This window comes from Streptomyces sp. NBC_00252, assembly GCF_036187565.1.
Classification (GTDB): Bacteria; Actinomycetota; Actinomycetes; order Streptomycetales; family Streptomycetaceae; genus Streptomyces.
Map to the genome: position 1 here is coordinate 1,692,310 of NZ_CP108087.1, position 14,955 is coordinate 1,707,264.

The 14,955-nt window shown below is 71.5% G+C and carries 16 protein-coding genes and 1 riboswitch; of the genes, 4 read left to right on the plus strand and 12 right to left on the minus strand.

Annotated features, from left to right (window positions below):
- Nucleotides 1–57 precede the first annotated feature (57 nt).
- The 3 genes from OHT77_RS07370 to OHT77_RS07380 all read right to left on the minus strand — a co-directional run bounded on the left by OHT77_RS07370 (nt 58) and on the right by OHT77_RS07380 (nt 2,262).
- The gene (locus OHT77_RS07370) at nt 58–435 is read right to left on the minus strand and encodes a YybH family protein (RefSeq protein WP_328827222.1); all 378 of its coding nucleotides are present in this window, start codon (nt 433–435) and stop codon (nt 58–60) included.
- A 15-nt stretch (nt 436–450) separates the two neighbouring features.
- Nucleotides 451–1,164, minus strand: a complete 714-nt coding sequence (locus OHT77_RS07375; RefSeq protein WP_328827224.1) for an SDR family NAD(P)-dependent oxidoreductase — start codon at nt 1,162–1,164, stop codon at nt 451–453.
- A gap of 177 nt (nt 1,165–1,341) precedes the next feature.
- Complete coding sequence (locus OHT77_RS07380; RefSeq protein ID WP_328827225.1) at nt 1,342–2,262, minus strand: LysR family transcriptional regulator; 921 nt, start codon at nt 2,260–2,262, stop codon at nt 1,342–1,344.
- A gap of 131 nt (nt 2,263–2,393) precedes the next feature.
- Between OHT77_RS07380 and OHT77_RS07385 the strand changes: the two genes are divergently transcribed.
- Complete coding sequence (locus OHT77_RS07385; RefSeq protein WP_328834181.1) at nt 2,394–2,687, plus strand: muconolactone Delta-isomerase family protein; 294 nt, start codon at nt 2,394–2,396, stop codon at nt 2,685–2,687.
- 30 nt (nt 2,688–2,717) lie between these two features.
- Nucleotides 2,718–3,944 carry a YbfB/YjiJ family MFS transporter gene (locus tag OHT77_RS07390; RefSeq protein ID WP_328827226.1) on the plus strand — a complete coding sequence of 409 codons (1,227 nt, stop codon included), beginning with the start codon at nt 2,718–2,720 and terminating at the stop codon, nt 3,942–3,944.
- On the opposite strand, the gene OHT77_RS07395 is transcribed toward OHT77_RS07390, so the two are convergent.
- The 7 genes from OHT77_RS07395 to OHT77_RS07425 all read right to left on the minus strand — a co-directional run bounded on the left by OHT77_RS07395 (nt 3,945) and on the right by OHT77_RS07425 (nt 10,576).
- Nucleotides 3,945–4,553: a TetR/AcrR family transcriptional regulator gene (locus OHT77_RS07395; protein WP_328827227.1), complete on the minus strand. Its 609-nt coding sequence runs from the start codon at nt 4,551–4,553 to the stop codon at nt 3,945–3,947.
- Nucleotides 4,554–4,576: 23 nt separating this feature from the next.
- On the minus strand, nt 4,577–5,152 hold the full coding sequence (locus OHT77_RS07400; RefSeq protein WP_328827228.1) for a GAF domain-containing protein: 576 nt from the start codon (nt 5,150–5,152) through the stop codon (nt 4,577–4,579).
- 60 nt (nt 5,153–5,212) lie between these two features.
- Nucleotides 5,213–5,830 (minus strand): GTP-binding protein, encoded by a 618-nt coding sequence (locus OHT77_RS07405; RefSeq protein ID WP_033281764.1) that lies wholly within the window; start codon nt 5,828–5,830, stop codon nt 5,213–5,215.
- Nucleotides 5,808–6,179 (minus strand): DUF742 domain-containing protein, encoded by a 372-nt coding sequence (locus OHT77_RS07410; protein WP_033281763.1) that lies wholly within the window; start codon nt 6,177–6,179, stop codon nt 5,808–5,810. Before OHT77_RS07410 ends, OHT77_RS07405 begins: the two co-directional genes overlap by 23 nt.
- Before the next feature lie 2 nt (nt 6,180–6,181).
- Entirely contained in the window at nt 6,182–6,628 is a 447-nt protein-coding gene (locus OHT77_RS07415) for a roadblock/LC7 domain-containing protein (protein ID WP_266766511.1), read from the minus strand.
- 83 nt (nt 6,629–6,711) lie between these two features.
- Entirely contained in the window at nt 6,712–8,910 is a 2,199-nt protein-coding gene (locus tag OHT77_RS07420) for an ATP-binding protein (protein WP_328827229.1), read from the minus strand.
- A 463-nt stretch (nt 8,911–9,373) separates the two neighbouring features.
- Nucleotides 9,374–10,576 (minus strand): MBL fold metallo-hydrolase, encoded by a 1,203-nt coding sequence (locus tag OHT77_RS07425; protein WP_328827230.1) that lies wholly within the window; start codon nt 10,574–10,576, stop codon nt 9,374–9,376.
- A gap of 255 nt (nt 10,577–10,831) precedes the next feature.
- Here OHT77_RS07425 and OHT77_RS07430 point away from each other — a divergent pair, with 255 nt between their 5' ends.
- Together OHT77_RS07430 and OHT77_RS07435 are read left to right on the plus strand one after the other, a co-directional pair.
- Nucleotides 10,832–12,010 carry a Glu/Leu/Phe/Val dehydrogenase dimerization domain-containing protein gene (locus OHT77_RS07430; protein ID WP_328827232.1) on the plus strand — a complete coding sequence of 393 codons (1,179 nt, stop codon included), beginning with the start codon at nt 10,832–10,834 and terminating at the stop codon, nt 12,008–12,010.
- 44 nt (nt 12,011–12,054) lie between these two features.
- Complete coding sequence (locus OHT77_RS07435; RefSeq protein ID WP_323185249.1) at nt 12,055–12,669, plus strand: TetR/AcrR family transcriptional regulator; 615 nt, start codon at nt 12,055–12,057, stop codon at nt 12,667–12,669.
- Between the two features lie 101 nt (nt 12,670–12,770).
- Here OHT77_RS07435 and OHT77_RS07440 read toward each other — a convergent pair whose 3' ends face one another.
- On the minus strand, nt 12,771–13,556 hold the full coding sequence (locus OHT77_RS07440; protein ID WP_328834182.1) for an SGNH/GDSL hydrolase family protein: 786 nt from the start codon (nt 13,554–13,556) through the stop codon (nt 12,771–12,773).
- 245 nt (nt 13,557–13,801) lie between these two features.
- Nucleotides 13,802–14,713 (minus strand): LysM peptidoglycan-binding domain-containing M23 family metallopeptidase, encoded by a 912-nt coding sequence (locus OHT77_RS07445; RefSeq protein WP_328827233.1) that lies wholly within the window; start codon nt 14,711–14,713, stop codon nt 13,802–13,804.
- A 4-nt stretch (nt 14,714–14,717) separates the two neighbouring features.
- Nucleotides 14,718–14,880, minus strand: a riboswitch (cyclic di-AMP (ydaO/yuaA leader).
- Nucleotides 14,881–14,955 lie beyond the last annotated feature (75 nt).

A 14,955-nucleotide genomic window follows, 5' to 3' on the forward strand; every position in this document is an offset into this window, starting at 1 on the left:
CCCCACCGGGGCGCCCGGGTCCATCGAGGTTTTCTTAAGCCGTGCCGCAGCTTTCCTTCACAGCGGTCGGAGCCGCGACACCTGGTAGTGGGCGATGGACCAGCCGTCCGCCACCCGCTGCACCAGCACGGCGAGCTTCACGTCGACCGGCGGCCGGTCGGTGAACGTGAACTCCGTGTCCAGATAGCCGAGTACGAGGTCATCGGCGTACCGCCGGGTCTCCACGATCTCGAACCGGGCCACCATTCCCAGGGGTTGGGAGTCGTAGTACTCGGCGATGCCCTTCCTGCCGACGCTGTAGGGGTGCAGGCCCTGGAAGATCGCGTCCTCGGTGAAGAGCCGGGCCACCTCCTCCGGTTCATGGGCGTCCACGGCCGCTTTCCAGGGGTCCAGGACGCCGCGCAGGACGGCTTCGTCGTCGTTCGTGCTGTTCATCTCCGTCGACCTTTCTCAGTGACCGGCGCTCATACCGCCGTCGACATGCAGGATCTCGCCGGTGACGAAGGGGGCGTTCTCCAGAAACACCACGGCGTCGACGATGTCGTCGATCTCGCCCATACGGCCGACCGGATGCAGCTGGGCGAGGCCCGTGTGGGACTCCTCCGGGTGCATGGGGGTCTTGATGGTGCCGGGCGACACGGCGTTGACGCGGATGCCCCGGCCGGCGTACTCGATGGCGAGGGACTTGGTGGCGGACTGCAGGCCGCCCTTGGTGAGTGAGGCCAGGGCGGAGGGGACGCGGGCGTCGGCGTTGTCGACCAGGCTGGTGGTGACGTTGACGATGTGGCCGCCGCCCTGGGCGAGCATGTGCCCGACGGCGAGCTGGGTGATCCGGAAGAACCCGGTGAGGTTGATGCCGACCACGGTCGCGTAGTCGTCGGCGGTGTAGTCGGTGAACGGCTTGGCGACGAACACGCCCGCGTTGTTGACCAGCGTGTCCACGCGGCCGAACCGCTCGATCGCGGCGGCGACGACCCGCTCGGCGGTGGCAGGGTCGGCGATGTCGCCCTGGACGGTCAGGACGTCCGTGTCGTCGGCGGGGGCGATGGTGCGCGAGGTGGCGACGACCGCGTACCCGAGCTTGCGGTACGCGTCGACGACGCCGGCTCCGATGCCCTGCGAGGCACCGGTGACGATCGCGACCTTCTGGGTCTGAGAGCTCATGAGGACCTTCTCGGAAGTGGCGGCAGTGGAGGAGGCGCTTCCGGCCGAGCCGTTTACTAGCCGACCGGTCGCCTATCCGAGAAGCTAGGCGAGCCCTAGCGGGAAAAGCAAAGGTCAGACGGGGTTTTCCCAGGACCGGATTCCTCGCTGCTGGAAGGCCCTGCCTCCCAGCCCACGTCAGCGGTGCGGGTCGCCCTCGGGCAGCCAGACGTCGGGGGCGCGCAGCCCGAGGTCGCCGACACCCTCGCAGAGCGCGTCCACGGCGGCGAGCACGGCCGTGCGCGTCTCGCTCCCGCGCCACACCAGCGACCAGGTCCAGTGGACGGACGGCCCGGCGATCTCGCGGCGCACCAGGTCGGACGGGAGTGAAGTGGTCTGCCCCTTGGGCGAGTTGACGACCGGGCGGCGGCTGCGGCGGACGTGGTCGAAGAACGCGGGGCCGGTGATCCCGCCGTCGGAGATGGGCACGGACTGCGCCCCGGTGTCGTGGGCGAGCTGCTCGGCGTAGTCGTTCCAGGACGACCAGGAATTGGTGTCGTCGTCGAGGAGGACGGTGGTGTCCCGGGCCCGCACGTCACCGGTGTCGGTGCCCGTGGACACGGCGTACAGCCGGTCGGCGCCCAGCAGCCGGGCGCGCAGCCCGTGCCGGTTCAGATCCGCGTCCCGCACCCAGCAGACGGCGAGGTCCAGGCTGCCGTCCGCGACCCGGGCGGCCTGGGTGTGCGAGGGCGCGACCCACGCGTCGACGTGCACCTGCGCCACCCCGGCGGTACGCGACGTCAGGTCCGCGGGAAGCCAGTTGACGTAGCCGAGCCGGACCGCCTCCGAGCCCGCGAGCCGTCCGGCGCGGCGCCTGAGGTCGTCGGCCCGCTCCAGCAGGGCGCGGGTGTGCGGGAGGAGGGCGGCGCCGGCCGGGGTGAGGGCGACCGAGCGGCGGTCGCGGTCGAAGAGCCGTACGCCCAGGTCGCGTTCGAGGGCCTTGATCTGCTGGGAAAGGGAGGGGCCTGCGATCAGGAGGCGGTCGGCGGCCCGGCCGAAGTTCAGCTCCTCGGCGACGGCGACGAAGTACCTCAGTTGGCGCAGCTCCACGTCCGTCATGCTACGCGGGCTGGGAGGCCGAGCCTCTCAGCAGGGAGCGAGCCTGTCGTGGCGCGCGGGCCGGTCACGGGCCACGATGAAGGCACAGAGACCCAGCCCTGCCACGCGGTCCCGAACGGAGCGAGATCATGCTGCGAGAGTTCCTGGTCGAGATCACCACGACGATCCCCGAGGGCACACCTCCGGAGGAGGTCGACCGGCGTCGCGCCGCCGAGGCCGACCGCGCCCGCGAACTGGCCGCGACCGGCCATCTGGGCCGCCTGTGGCGCCCGGTCGGCGAGCGGCGCAGCATCGGGGTCTGGCGCGCGGCCGACGAGCAGGAACTCCACGAGAAGGTGCTCGGCACCCTGCCCCTGCACGCGTGGATGACCTTCGCCGTCACCCCGCTGGAACCGCACCCGAACGACCCCGGCTACACGGAGTGACTCGCCCTACCCATAAGGGATTTCATCAGCATGAGCCGTAACGCCCCGGTCCCCGCGCCCCGGGCGGAGGGCCCCCTGCGCTCCCCCTGGAGCCACGTCACGCGGGTCGCCGCGGCCCTTGCGGCGGGCATGGGGGTCGGACGCTTCGTCTACACCCCGATCCTCCCGCTGATGCACACGCAGGCCGGGCTCTCCACCGCCGCTGGCGCCCACCTGGCCACCGCCAACTACGTCGGCTACCTCCTCGGCGCCCTCGCGGGCACCCTCCTCCCCGCCCTGGTCCGCTCCCGCACGGTCCTGCGCGGCTCGTTCGTCCTGCTGACCGGCACGCTGGCCGCGATGCCCGCCACCCACAGCACCACGGCATGGATCGCACTCCGTCTGCTGGCAGGGGTGGCGAGCGCGCTGATCTTCGTCGTCGCGGTCAGCTCGCTCCTCAGCCATCTGCGCAACCACCCGCCCCACATGCCCGGTTGGGGCTTCGGCGGCGTGGGCGCCGGCATCGCGCTCTCCGGTGTGCTGGTCCTCGCCCTGCGCTCGGTCGCGGACTGGCAGGTCGCGTGGTGGTCCTCGGCCGCCCTCGCCGCGGCCCTCGCGACCGCCGCGTGGAATCTACGGCCCGAGACGCCGCCCGCACCCTCAACCGACCCCCCCGACAAGGTGGTTGACCCCTGGTTCGGCGCGCTGTTCGCGAGCTACACCCTGGAGGGCGTCGGCTACATCGTCGCCGGGACCTTCCTGGTCGCCGCGATCGGGCAGAGTTCCCCTGGCTGGATCGGCAGCGGCGCCTGGGTGCTCGTAGGACTGGCGGCCGTACCGTCGTCGGCGTTGTGGGCGCGGCTCGGGCGGCGTTGGTCGCGGCCCGGGCTGCTGTGCGGGGCGCTGGTGATCCAGGCGGTCGGGATCGCGCTGCCCGCGCTGGTGGGCGGGGTGGCGGCTGCCCTGGTCTCGGCGGTGCTGTTCGGCGCGACCTTCATCGGGGTCAGCACACTCGCACTGGGCGCCGGCGCGGAGCTGCAATTCCCGCGCTCCGTGGCCCTGTTGACCGCCGGCTACTCCGTCGGCCAGATCCTCGGTCCCCTCGCCGTGGCCCCACTCCTGCACGACGGATACCGCCCGGCCCTGCTCCTGGCCGCCGCCGTGGTCCTCGCCGCGGCCGTCGCGGCCGCCGTCCTGCGGCTCGGCCTCCCACGTCGTCAAACGGTGGCGGTACGACAGTCCCTGCCCGCCCGGGACGTACGGTCCGCCGGTCGCTGATCAGGCGGTGCGGGCTCCGAGCAGGGCCAGGCAGTTGGCCCACAGGGGGCTCAGGCGGCCGGTGTTGTTGTACAGCTTCGCGAACAGCACCTGGCCCTCCAACTGCGCGACGACCGAACGCGCCGCCTCCCGGGAGTCGTCGACGGTGACCTGCCCGCGCTCACGCGCCTCGTCGACGACCGCGGCGACCATCTCGACCTGGGCGTCGAAGATCTCCTGCAACCGCGCGCGGACGGCCTCGGTCTGGTTGCTCATCTCCAGGCTGAGGTTGCCGAACAGACAGCCCGGCACGGTCCCGCGGCCCTGCTGCACGGCGTGCTGCCCGGCCTCCGTCTCCTCGAACAACTGCCGTAGCCTGTCGAGCGGTTGGGGACCGTCACCGCCTCCGCCGAGGATGCGCGTCCACTCCCGTCGCTGGTCCGCCCAGTGCTGATCGACGACGGCCAGCGCGAGGGCCTCCTTGGACGCGTAGAAGTAGTAGAAGCTGCCCTTCGGCACCCCGGCCGCCTTGCAGATCTCGGCCACCCCGAGCGCCGAGTACCCGCGCGCCTCGAAGAGCGACCGCCCGGCGGCGAGGATCTTCTCTCCGGCATCACTGGTCCTGCCCATACGGCAACTATACGACCGGTCGCCTATCCCCCGGCGAGCAGTTCGATCCGGGCCACCAGCTCCGCCGCCGTCGACTTGATCGTCTCCAGGCCCGGCTTCCCCCACGGCCGCGGTTCCGTGTCGACGACACACACGGTGCCCAGCACCATCCCCGTGGAGTCGATGAGCGGCGCCCCCAGATAGGAGCGGATGCCGAACTCGTCGACGACCGGATTGCCCGCGAACCGCGGATAGTCGCAGACGTCCTCCAACACCAATGCCTTACGTCTGACCACCACATGGGGGCAGAACCCATAGTCACGCGCCAGCTGCCGCCCCACCTCGGGCTTGGCATGCTCCCCTCCCGACACGGGCCGGGGCAGTCCGACACCGCCCGGCGTGTGCAGACCGGCGAAGAACTGCCGGTTCTCGTCGATGAAGTTGACCATGGCGTACGGCGCCCCGGTCAGGTCGGCGAGATGGTCCGCGAAGGCGTCGAGCGCCGGGTCCGGGTGCGCCCCGAGTCCCAACCCTCTCAGTCTGCGCCTCCGTTGAGGGGCCTCCTTGTCCTCGGGCGTGAGCAGCAGACGACCGGCCGGACGCGGCGGGTCGTAGCTCATGGGCGAACTCCGTCCAGGTGGACGTTTGGCATACAGGACCTCCGTGGCGGTGTGCGGGGATCACATGTGGGCACCATGGCTGGGCGCATGGGCCGGGGCGTGGGCGATGAGATGGCGTACGAGGGTCAGCAGGGTCTGGACACCCGAACTGGAGATCCGCGCGTCGCAGCGGACGACCGGGATACCGGGGTCGAGATCGATGGCGGCGCGCACCTCCTCGGGGTCGTAGCGGTAGGAGCCGTCGAACTCGTTGATCGCGACGATGAAGCCGAGGCCGCGCTGTTCGAAGAAGTCGACGGCCGCGAAGCACTCCTCCAGGCGGCGGGTGTCGGCGAGGATGACCGCGCCGAGGGCGCCCTCGGACAGCTCGTCCCACATGAACCAGAACCGCTCCTGTCCGGGCGTACCGAACAGGTAGAGCACATGTTCCGGGTCGAGGGTGATCCGGCCGAAGTCCATCGCCACGGTCGTCTCGACCTTGTTCTCGATGCCTTCGAGATCGTCGGTCGCGGCACTGACCGTGGTGAGCAGCTCCTCCGTGCTGAGCGGCGCGATCTCGCTCACCGCGCCGACGAAGGTCGTCTTGCCGACGCCGAAGCCGCCCGCCACCAGGATCTTCAGCGCGGTGGGGAAGGGATCGTGGCCGCTCTCGTAGTCAGAGCTGTCGTCGTAGTCCATCGAGCACTGCCTCCAGAAGAGACCGGTCAGTGGGGTTGTGGTGGAACTCGGGTGGCTTGGTGGTCAGCGCCCCGCAGTCGACGAGGTCCGACAGCAGCACCTTGGTGACCGCGGCCGGCAGCTTGAGGTGGGCGGCGACCTCGGCGACCGAGACGGGCGCGCGGCACAGGTCGAGAGCCTGTGCGTGCTCGGGTCCGAGGTAGCCGAGGGGGGTGGCTCCGGTGGCCATCACCTGCGACAGGAGGTCCAGCGCGACGGAGGGCCGGGTGCGGCCGTTGCTGACCGTGAAGGGGCGCACAAGACGTCCGGCCGCGTCGTCCAACCAAGGCCCGTCGCCGGCCGTCGCCACGCTCAAGGCCTCATCGCAGGGGAATCGACGGCATGCTGCCGGGGCGCGGTCACGAGGTAGGGGCGGACGCTCTTGACCAGCATCGCCATCTCGTAGCCGAGGACGGCCGCGTCGGCCTCGCGGCCGGCCAGCACGGCGAGACAGGTGCCGGAGCCCGCGGTGGTGACGAAGAGGAGCGTCGAGTCGAGTTCGACGACGACCTGCCGGACGTCTCCGCCGTCACCGAAGCGGACGCCCGCGCTCCGGCCGAGGGAGTACAGCCCGGAGGCCAGGGCCGCCATGTGGTCCGCGCTGTCGGGGTCGAGCCCGTGAACCGACTTCACGAGCCCGTCGCAGGAGAGCAGGACCGCGCTGGTGGTGTGCGGCACGCGCTGCACGAGGCCGCTCATCAGCCAGTCGAGGTCGGATACATGGCCGGTCGGCTGGCCGGTCGGCGCATCGCTCGCCATGGTGGATCGACTCCTTGGGGTCCGAAGGTCTGCGGGAGCGCGGGTGGGGGTGACGCTGGGCGTGGGGGTGGGGGCCTGCGTGGTCATCCGGCTGATGCGCTCCCGTCGTGCCGGGCGGTGAGGTCGTGGTCGTGTCCGGGCACATGGCTGTGTGCTTCGGACATGGGGGCCGCGTCCATGTGGGGGGCGAGGGTGAAGCGGTCCGTCTCGGTGTCCGGTGTCGCCGTGTGAGCCGTGTAGCGGTGGAGCGCGGTGTCCATATAGCCGGAGCCCATGTGGGTCGACGACATGTGGGCCGGGTCCACGGGGGTGTTCGCGTCCAGGGCGGAGGGCTCCGTGTGGAGGGCGTTCATGTAGACGCCGCCGGTGTGGACGCCGCCGGTCGTGTCGGTCCCGTTGGTGTGCGGGAACTCCATGTGGGCCGACGACGTGTGGTCCGACGCCATGTGGTCCGAGGCCAGGTGCGGTGCCGCGGCCTCGACACCATCGGAGGGCACCGGCCCGTCCGCCGCCTCCGCAGCCTCCATGTGCTGCTGCGCTTCCGCGAGGCCGATCCCCCGCTGGAACGCGGCCATCAGGCCCGGGTCGTGGCCCGCGGGGTGCTCGGTGTCCTGGCGGGGCGTCGGGCCGTCGCGGAGCTGGGGTGCGATGTGCTCCTGGGCGCGGCGGCGCGGCAGTTGGGGCGGCTTGCCCATCGTGCCGCGTACCGCTCCGCCGCGCGGGACGGGCGCCCCGGTCACGTTCTCCGCCACGGTCTGCCGGTCGTCGGCACGGATCCCGGGCACGGCCTCCAAGGGGTTCGCGCGCTCCGCGTGGGCACCGCGCACGGGCAGCGGCACCGGTCCGCCGCCGTTCGGCGCGGGCGCGGCGGGCGGTACGGAGTCCCGCCGCTGATGCCGCCCCGACGCCCCGGCCTCACGCTGGTGCCGCCCCGGCGCGCCCTGTCCGACGGCGCGCTGACCAGCGCCGTCGGTCCCACCCTGCGCCCCACCCTGCGGAATCTGCTGCGGCGGCACGAGCTGCTGCCCCCCGCCCAGGGTGTCCTGCGGCTGCCCTACGGCGCCGGGGGCGCCCTGCGCCGTACCCAACAGGGCCTGCGGGACGACGAGTACGGCCTGCATCCCGCCGTAGATGTTGGTCTGCAGGCGGACGTGGATGCCGTGGCGGCGGGCGAGTTGGGAGACGACGAACAGCCCGATGCGGCCGTCGGCCAGCAGGCTGGCGACGTTGACCTGGTCGGGGTCGGTCAACAGGGCGTTCATACGGCTCTGTTCACCGGCGGGCATGCCGAGGCCGCGGTCCTCGACCTCGACGGCGAGGCCCGAGGTGACGAGGTTGACGCGGAGCAGCACTTGGGTGTGCGGAGCGGAGAACACCGTGGCGTTCTCGACGAGTTCGGCCAGCAGGTGGATCACGTCGGCGACGGCATGGCCGCGCAGGGTGCCGTCGATCGGCGGCACGAGTTTGACGCGGGAGTACTGCTCGACCTCGGCGATGGCGGAGCGCAGCACCTCGGTCATGGAGACCGGGTTGCTCCACTGCCTGCGGGAGACGGCGCCGCCGAGGACGGCGAGGTTCTCCGCGTGGCGGCGGATGCGGGTGGCGAGGTGGTCGACGTGGAAGAGGCCCTTGAGCAGGTCGGGGTCCTCGATCTCGTTCTCCAGCTCGTCGAGGATCGAGATCTCCCGGTGCACCAGGGACTGCAGGCGCCGGGCGAGGTTGACGAAGACCTCGACCTTCTGTTCGCTGCCCGCCTGGCTGGAGAGCTGGGCGGCCGCGACGACGGCGGTGACGGCGCCGTCGTGCGCGTGTGCCAGGTCGGCGGCGAGGAGGTCGAAGTCGTCGGCGTCCCCGGGGGGCCTGCTGCGCGGTGTGCGCTGCGGCGGGCCCTCGCCCCGGCGGAGCGCCTCGACCAGGTCGCGCAGGTCGGCCTCGCCGCGCGCGCTGCTGCGGCGCAGGGCGCCGATGCGGTCGCTGACGGAACTCGCGGCGCGGCCCGCCGCCACGGCGGCGATCAGGATGCCGGCGAACGTCACCGACGTGGCTCCGGCGAGGACGCCCCAGAGGGTGAGGCTGGTCCGCGCTCCGGTGGAGCGGACGGTGAACAGCACGGCCGCGCTGGCGCTCAGCGCGACCGCCACGGGCGGCAGCACGGCGAGGCGCAGGAGTTGGGGGCGTATGTGCGTATCGGGCAGTGCGGGCACGGGGCGGGCGGCCGGTCGCCCGTGCCGGCCGCCCTCACGGCGGTCTGCGCGTGCGGCCGGTGCACGGAGTTGAGACATCGGCGTCCTCGTACTTGGTGCGTCGGGCCGGTTTGCTCGCGCGGGGTGCGCGATTCGGGCATACGCCATCGGCGTGCCGGTCGAGAGAGCCGAAGAATTCGGCCCCGCGTCGCCCGACGGACACTCACAGTAGTCGCCAACGCATCAGGTGCGATGGGCAGTTGACAAACTCCTCCGGGGACCGTCCCGCTCTGGTATGAGGCTTCGTACGACAGACCGATAACCCCCTCGACGGCACGCCGAAGAAGGACAAAGAACCGATCGCGCCTGATCGGAAGCGGTCATGAAAAAACGTCAGGGGCCGGTGGGTAGCGCTACCCACCGGCCCCTGACGTTCGTGTCCCACCCACCCGCGACCGGATCACGGGGGCGTTTCCCGGGGGCTCGATCCCCCTCAGCCACACCCCTGAACGTCACGGAACGTGATGGCAGATCGAGCCTTCCCGGCTCGGCCCGGCTCGGCTCAGCGCTCGCTCGCGAGGTCCAGCTCCGCCGGGGTCGCCGACTGCTTCGCTTCCGGCCCGGCCGGGGTCGCGGTGTGCCAGTGCCGGTCGATCGTGCCCCCGAAGGGGCGCCACCACGGGTCCGTCGTCAGGGTGCCGCCCGGCTCGAACGGCTCGCCGGGCCTCGGTGTGGCCACGGCCTGGCCCGCCGACTCCCCCGCGTCCGCGGTCCACTCGCCGGGCTCGGCCCACGGGTGCAGCGCCAGGTTGAACGTGCCCCAGTGGATCGGCAGCAGCACGCCGTGCGGCTGCCCGCCCTGGAGGTCGAGGTGGGCGCGCAGGCCCTCCTCCGGGGTCATGTGGATGTCGGGCCAGAACTCGCTGTACGCGCCGATCTGGATCATCGTGGCGTCGAACGGGCCGTGCGCGGCGCCGATCTCCTTGAAGCCGTCGAAGTAGCCGGTGTCACCGCTGTGGTAGATCCGGTGCTCGTCACCGGCGACCACCCAGGAGGCCCAGAGGGTGTGCTGGGTGTTGCGCAGGCCGCGCCCGCAGAAGTGGCGGGCCGGGGTCGCGGTCAGGGTGAGGCCGCCGACCTTGGTCTCCTCGTGCCAGTCCAGCTCGCGCAGCCGGTCGGGGGACACGCCCCAGTGCTCCAGGTGCGCGCCGACGCCCAGCGGAACGGCGAACAGGGTGTCCGTGTCGGCCAGCGCCTTGATCGTGGGCATGTCCAGGTGGTCGTAGTGGTCGTGCGAGATGACGACGACGTCGACCGGGCCGAGCGCGGCCAGCGGCAGGGGCACCGGGTGCAGCCGCTTGGGTCCCGCGAACGGGAACGGGGAGCAGCGGTCGCCCCAGACCGGGTCGAAGAGGACTCGGTGGCCGTCGATCTCCGCGAGCACGCTGGAGTGGCCCATCCAGGTCAGCCGCAGGCCGGTCGCGGCGGGCCTGGCCAGGTCGGCGAGGGTGGTGGCGTGCACGGGCAGGGTGCCGGTGGGGGCGCGGCGGGCACGCTCCTGCTTGTCGAGGTAGGACTTGCCCATCCCGCGCATCGCGCCGCCGGACGGGCGGACGCTCGTATTGCCGCCGGGGTTCTGGAAGACCCCGTCCTTGAAATGCGGGGATCTACGGATGCGCGCCAGGCGCTCGCCGCTCGGGTCCGCGCCGAAGGCCTCGGGCTGCAGCGCGCGGAGCCCGGAGCTGAGGGTACGGATTCCGGTCACGGTTCCTCCAGGTGGAGTCGGTCAGGCTTTCCATTATGGTCGACCCCTGTGACAACGCCGTCGCATCGGCATCTCGGAGCCCGCTTTCCAAAGAAAGCCCAAAGTTCCATGCCGGGGACGACGCGCCGGGCCGGGACCCGGTCCCGCGTTGACAGGACCCGACGCCGCTTCCGATACTGACTCGCCGTTCAGTACCCGCTGTCCGGTCGACCGCTTCGGTACGCGTCCTGCCGGCCGGTGCCCCGAGGAGCCCGTATGACCGCCCCCTTGATGTCGCTCACCTGGACCGACCACGTCACCGGCCGCCAGGGCTTCCTGGTCGTCGACCGGCTGGTGCGCGGGGTGTCCAGCGGCGGCCTGCGGATGCGGCCGGGCTGCACCCTCGCCGAGGTGACCGGACTCGCCCGGGGCATGACCATGAAAGAGGCGCTGCACTACGACCCGGAGGGCCGCTACGTCCCGTTGGGCGGCGCCAAGGGCGGCATCGACTGCGACCCGCAGGACCCGGAGTCGTACGGCATCCTCGTCCGCTATCTGCGTGCCATGCGGCCGTACATCGAGAGCTTCTGGACGACGGGTGAGGATCTCGGGCTCACCCAGGACCTGGTCGAGCGGGCCGCCGCGGAGGCGGGGCTCGTGTCGTCGATCCAGGCCGTGTATCCGCTGCTCGACGACGAGACGGAGGCACGGCGGCGGCTCGCGGACGCCTTCGCGGTCGAGGTGGACGGCATCGGTCTGGACGAGCTGGTCGGGGGCTGCGGGGTCGCCGAGTCGGTGCTCGCGGCGCTGGACCGGGCGGGCGTGCCGTACACGGGGACACGGGTCGCCGTGCAGGGCCTGGGCACGATGGGCGGGGCCACGGCGCGGTTCCTCACGCGCGCGGGGCTGACGCTCGTCGCCGTCGCCGACATCAAGGGCACGATCGTGAACCCGGGCGGCCTGGACATCGACGCGCTGCTCTCGGCCCGGGACGCGTACGGCACCGTGGACCGTTCCGTGCTGCGCCCGGGCGACCTCGAACTGCCCGGTGAGGACTGGCTGTCGGTCGAGGCGGAGGTGCTGGTCCCGGCGGCGGTGTCGTACGCGATCGACACCACCAACCAGCAAGGAATCACGGCCCGTTGGATCGTCGAGGCCGCGAACATGCCGGTCCTCCCGGAGGCGGAGGAACTGCTCTCCGCGCGCGGGGTCGTCGTTCTGCCGGACGTGGTCGTGAACTCCGGGACGAACGCCTGGTGGTGGTGGACCCTGTTCGGCGACATCGGCGCGGACGCGGGCGAGGCGTTCGCCCACACCAGGCGGTCGATGCGTGCCCTGATCGACCTGATGCTGGCCCGCGCGGAGACCGACGGCACCACTCCGCGCGCCGCCGCGCACGCGATCGTCGCGGACCGGCTGCCGGTCATCGCGGAACGGTTCGGCTGGTACCGGTGACGTACGGGGCAACACCCCTATGGGCAACGGATTAGGGTGACGGCGTGGCGAGAGTGCGGTTGAGCGTGGCGGAGCGGCGGGCGGAGTTGCTGCGCGCCGCCGTGGAGCAGATCGAGGCGCGGGGCGTGGCGGCGGTCAGGATCGCCGACGTGGCCTCGGCGCTCGGGGTGAGCAACGCGCTGGTGCTCTATCACTTCTCGACCAAGGAGAAACTGGTCGCCGCCGCGTTCGCCTTCGCCGCCGAGGACGACCTCGCGCATCTGCGCAAGCTGCTCGGCCGCCGTACGACCGCGCTGCGCCGGCTGCGGGCCGCGGTGCGCTGGTACGCGCCGACCGGGCCGGCCAAGGGCTGGCGGCTGTGGATAGAGGGCTGGGCGGCGGCGCTGCGCGAACCCGCTCTCCTGGACGTCACGCGCGATCTCGACCGGCAGTGGAAGCAGGCCCTCGCGGAGGTCGTCGCCGAGGGGGTGACCGCGGGCGAGTTCCACTGCCCGGACCCGGGCGGCGCGGCCCTGCGCCTCACGGCCCTCCTCGACGGCCTCGCCGTACAGATGACGGCGTACGCGGGAACGGTGTCCCGGGCGCGCGCCCTGGAGTGGGTCGACGAGGCGCTCGCCCGTGAACTGGGGCTCGACCGGGCCGCGTTGACGACGCCCTGATCGGCCTCTCCGTAGCGACTCGGTTCACTTCGCGGACCGTGACGACGGCGCCCGTGGCACGCAGCGCACCAGGAGCGACCGCCGTATCCCCTCGCCCCTCCTCAGGCCACCGCCCCGATCCGCATCTTGATGGCGTCGGGTGACAGTGCGCCCTTCGCCTCCACGTGGTCGCCGGAGGACTCGCCGCGCAGCCGGCGTCCGATCCACGGCACCAGGTACTCGCGCGCCCAGTGGACATCGTCGCGCCGGATGTCGAGCGGGCCGCGCGGCGGCAGCGGGGGCCAGGGCTGCTCCGGGTCGGCCGGGACCTCGACGCCGAGGACCTGTCCGGCGCGGAGCGCCACGCGCGTGTGCCCCTCGGGAGAGAGGTGCAGCCGGTCGCCGTCCCAGGCCCGCCGGTCCTGGATGGTCTTCAGGGACCAGAGGTCGAGCACCGGGCAGCCGTAGCGGTCGGCGATGGCCCGCACATGTCCGTTGTAGGTGGCGATCTTGCCGCGCAGGTGCTTGAGCACGGGCACGCCGCGGGTGTCGAAGCCGGTCGTCACCATGACGGTGCCGACGGCGCCGGTGAGGTCGGCCACCGCGCGCTCGAAACGCTCGGCGACCTCGTCGGGGTCGGTGCCGGGGCGGATGATGTCGTTGCCGCCCGCGCTGAAGGAGACCAGGTCGGGGCCGAGCTCCTTGGCCCGGGTGAGCTGGTCGGCCACGATCTGGTCGAGCAGCTTTCCGCGCACGGCGAGGTTGGCGTACGCGAAGTCGCCTTCGGGCCGGCGATCCGCGAGCAGTACCGCGAACCGGTCGGCCCAGCCGACCATCGCGCCGTCGGGCCCAGGGTCGCCGACGCCTTCGGTGAAGCTGTCCCCCAGCGCCACGTACGACCCGATCACTGATCTGCTGTCACTCTTCGAATCGTTAGCCACGGCAACCATAATTCACCCTCGCCTGTGACCTACGCGATCGTAATAAGGGGTTGACGGACGGTGAGATAAGCCACTTGTAAAGGGTTGTCCAAAGTCGGAATAACTCTCTGACCAGGTACGTTGACGGCGAAACTGCCATACGCCGAAGGCCGGACCCGGGGATCGGGGTCCGGCCTTCGGTGCTGTGGGGGGGGTGGCGTCGGGGCCTGGGGTCAGCCGACGGTGACCCCGTGCGAGCGGAGATAGGCGACCGGGTCGACGTCCGAGCCGTAGTACGGCGTGGTCCGGATCTCGAAGTGCAGGTGCGGGCCGGTCACATTGCCGGTCGCGCCGGAGAGGCCGAGCTGCTGGCCCTCGGTGACGGTCTGGCCGGCCGAGACGGAGAGCTGCGACATGTGGGCGTACTGCGAGTACTCGCCGTCCGCGTGCCGGATGACGACCTCGTTGCCGTAGGCGCCGTCGTAGGCCGCCGAGACGACCGTGCCCGCGGCGACCGCCTTGATGGTGGTGCCGGTCGGGACGACGAAGTCGACGCCCGTGTGGTAGCCGCTGGACCACATGCTGCCGGCGACGCGGTAGCCGGTGCCGATGGTGCCGCCGGTCACGGGAAGGCCGTAGCCGGTGGAGGTGCTGGTGGTGTCGGCGCTCTGCGTGGCCGACGACTTCTTGGAAGAAGAGGAGAACGAGGACGAAGTGCCGGACGACGTCGACGACTTGGTCGTGTCCGTCCCCCTCGTCGTGGCCTTCTCACCGAGGGAGAGCTTCAGGCCCGGGTGGATCAGCGACGGGTTGCCGCCGATGGCCTCGCGGTTGTCCTGATAGATCTTCTTCCAGCCGCCGGTGACGTCCTGCTCCTCGGCGATCTTCGAGAGATAGTCGTCCGACTTCACCGAATACGTGGTGACGCGCGCCGACTTGGCGGCGGTGGACTTCTCGGTCGCCGTCTTCTCGACCACCGGAACGGACTGAACCGCCTTTTCCGGAGCGGAAGTCGTGGTCGCGGCATGGGCGCCGGTGGCTCCCATGAGCGGAAGGGCGAGTGCCGCGCCGCCGGTTCCGGCGACGGCTATCGAGCGGGTGAAGCGCTGGGGCTTCGGGCGGCGGTGTTTACCCTTCGCGGGCATGACGAATTCCTCTCCGGCGCCTGCGAGGTGAGCTGTCGGGTTCGGGCTGGAGATGCCCGGCCGCGCACTGGGCGCGTCTTGACCCCAAGCCCGTTCCGGAGACCGGAACAGGCGTCGTACCTGTGGGTCCCCCGCTCCTGCCGCATACGGGTGAGTGGATGCGAAGTCCGGTCGGCGGCAGGACTGGGCGTCCGTCCGGATTGGTGGCGAACGTAAGCGAGGAAGACGCAAAGGGACAAGCA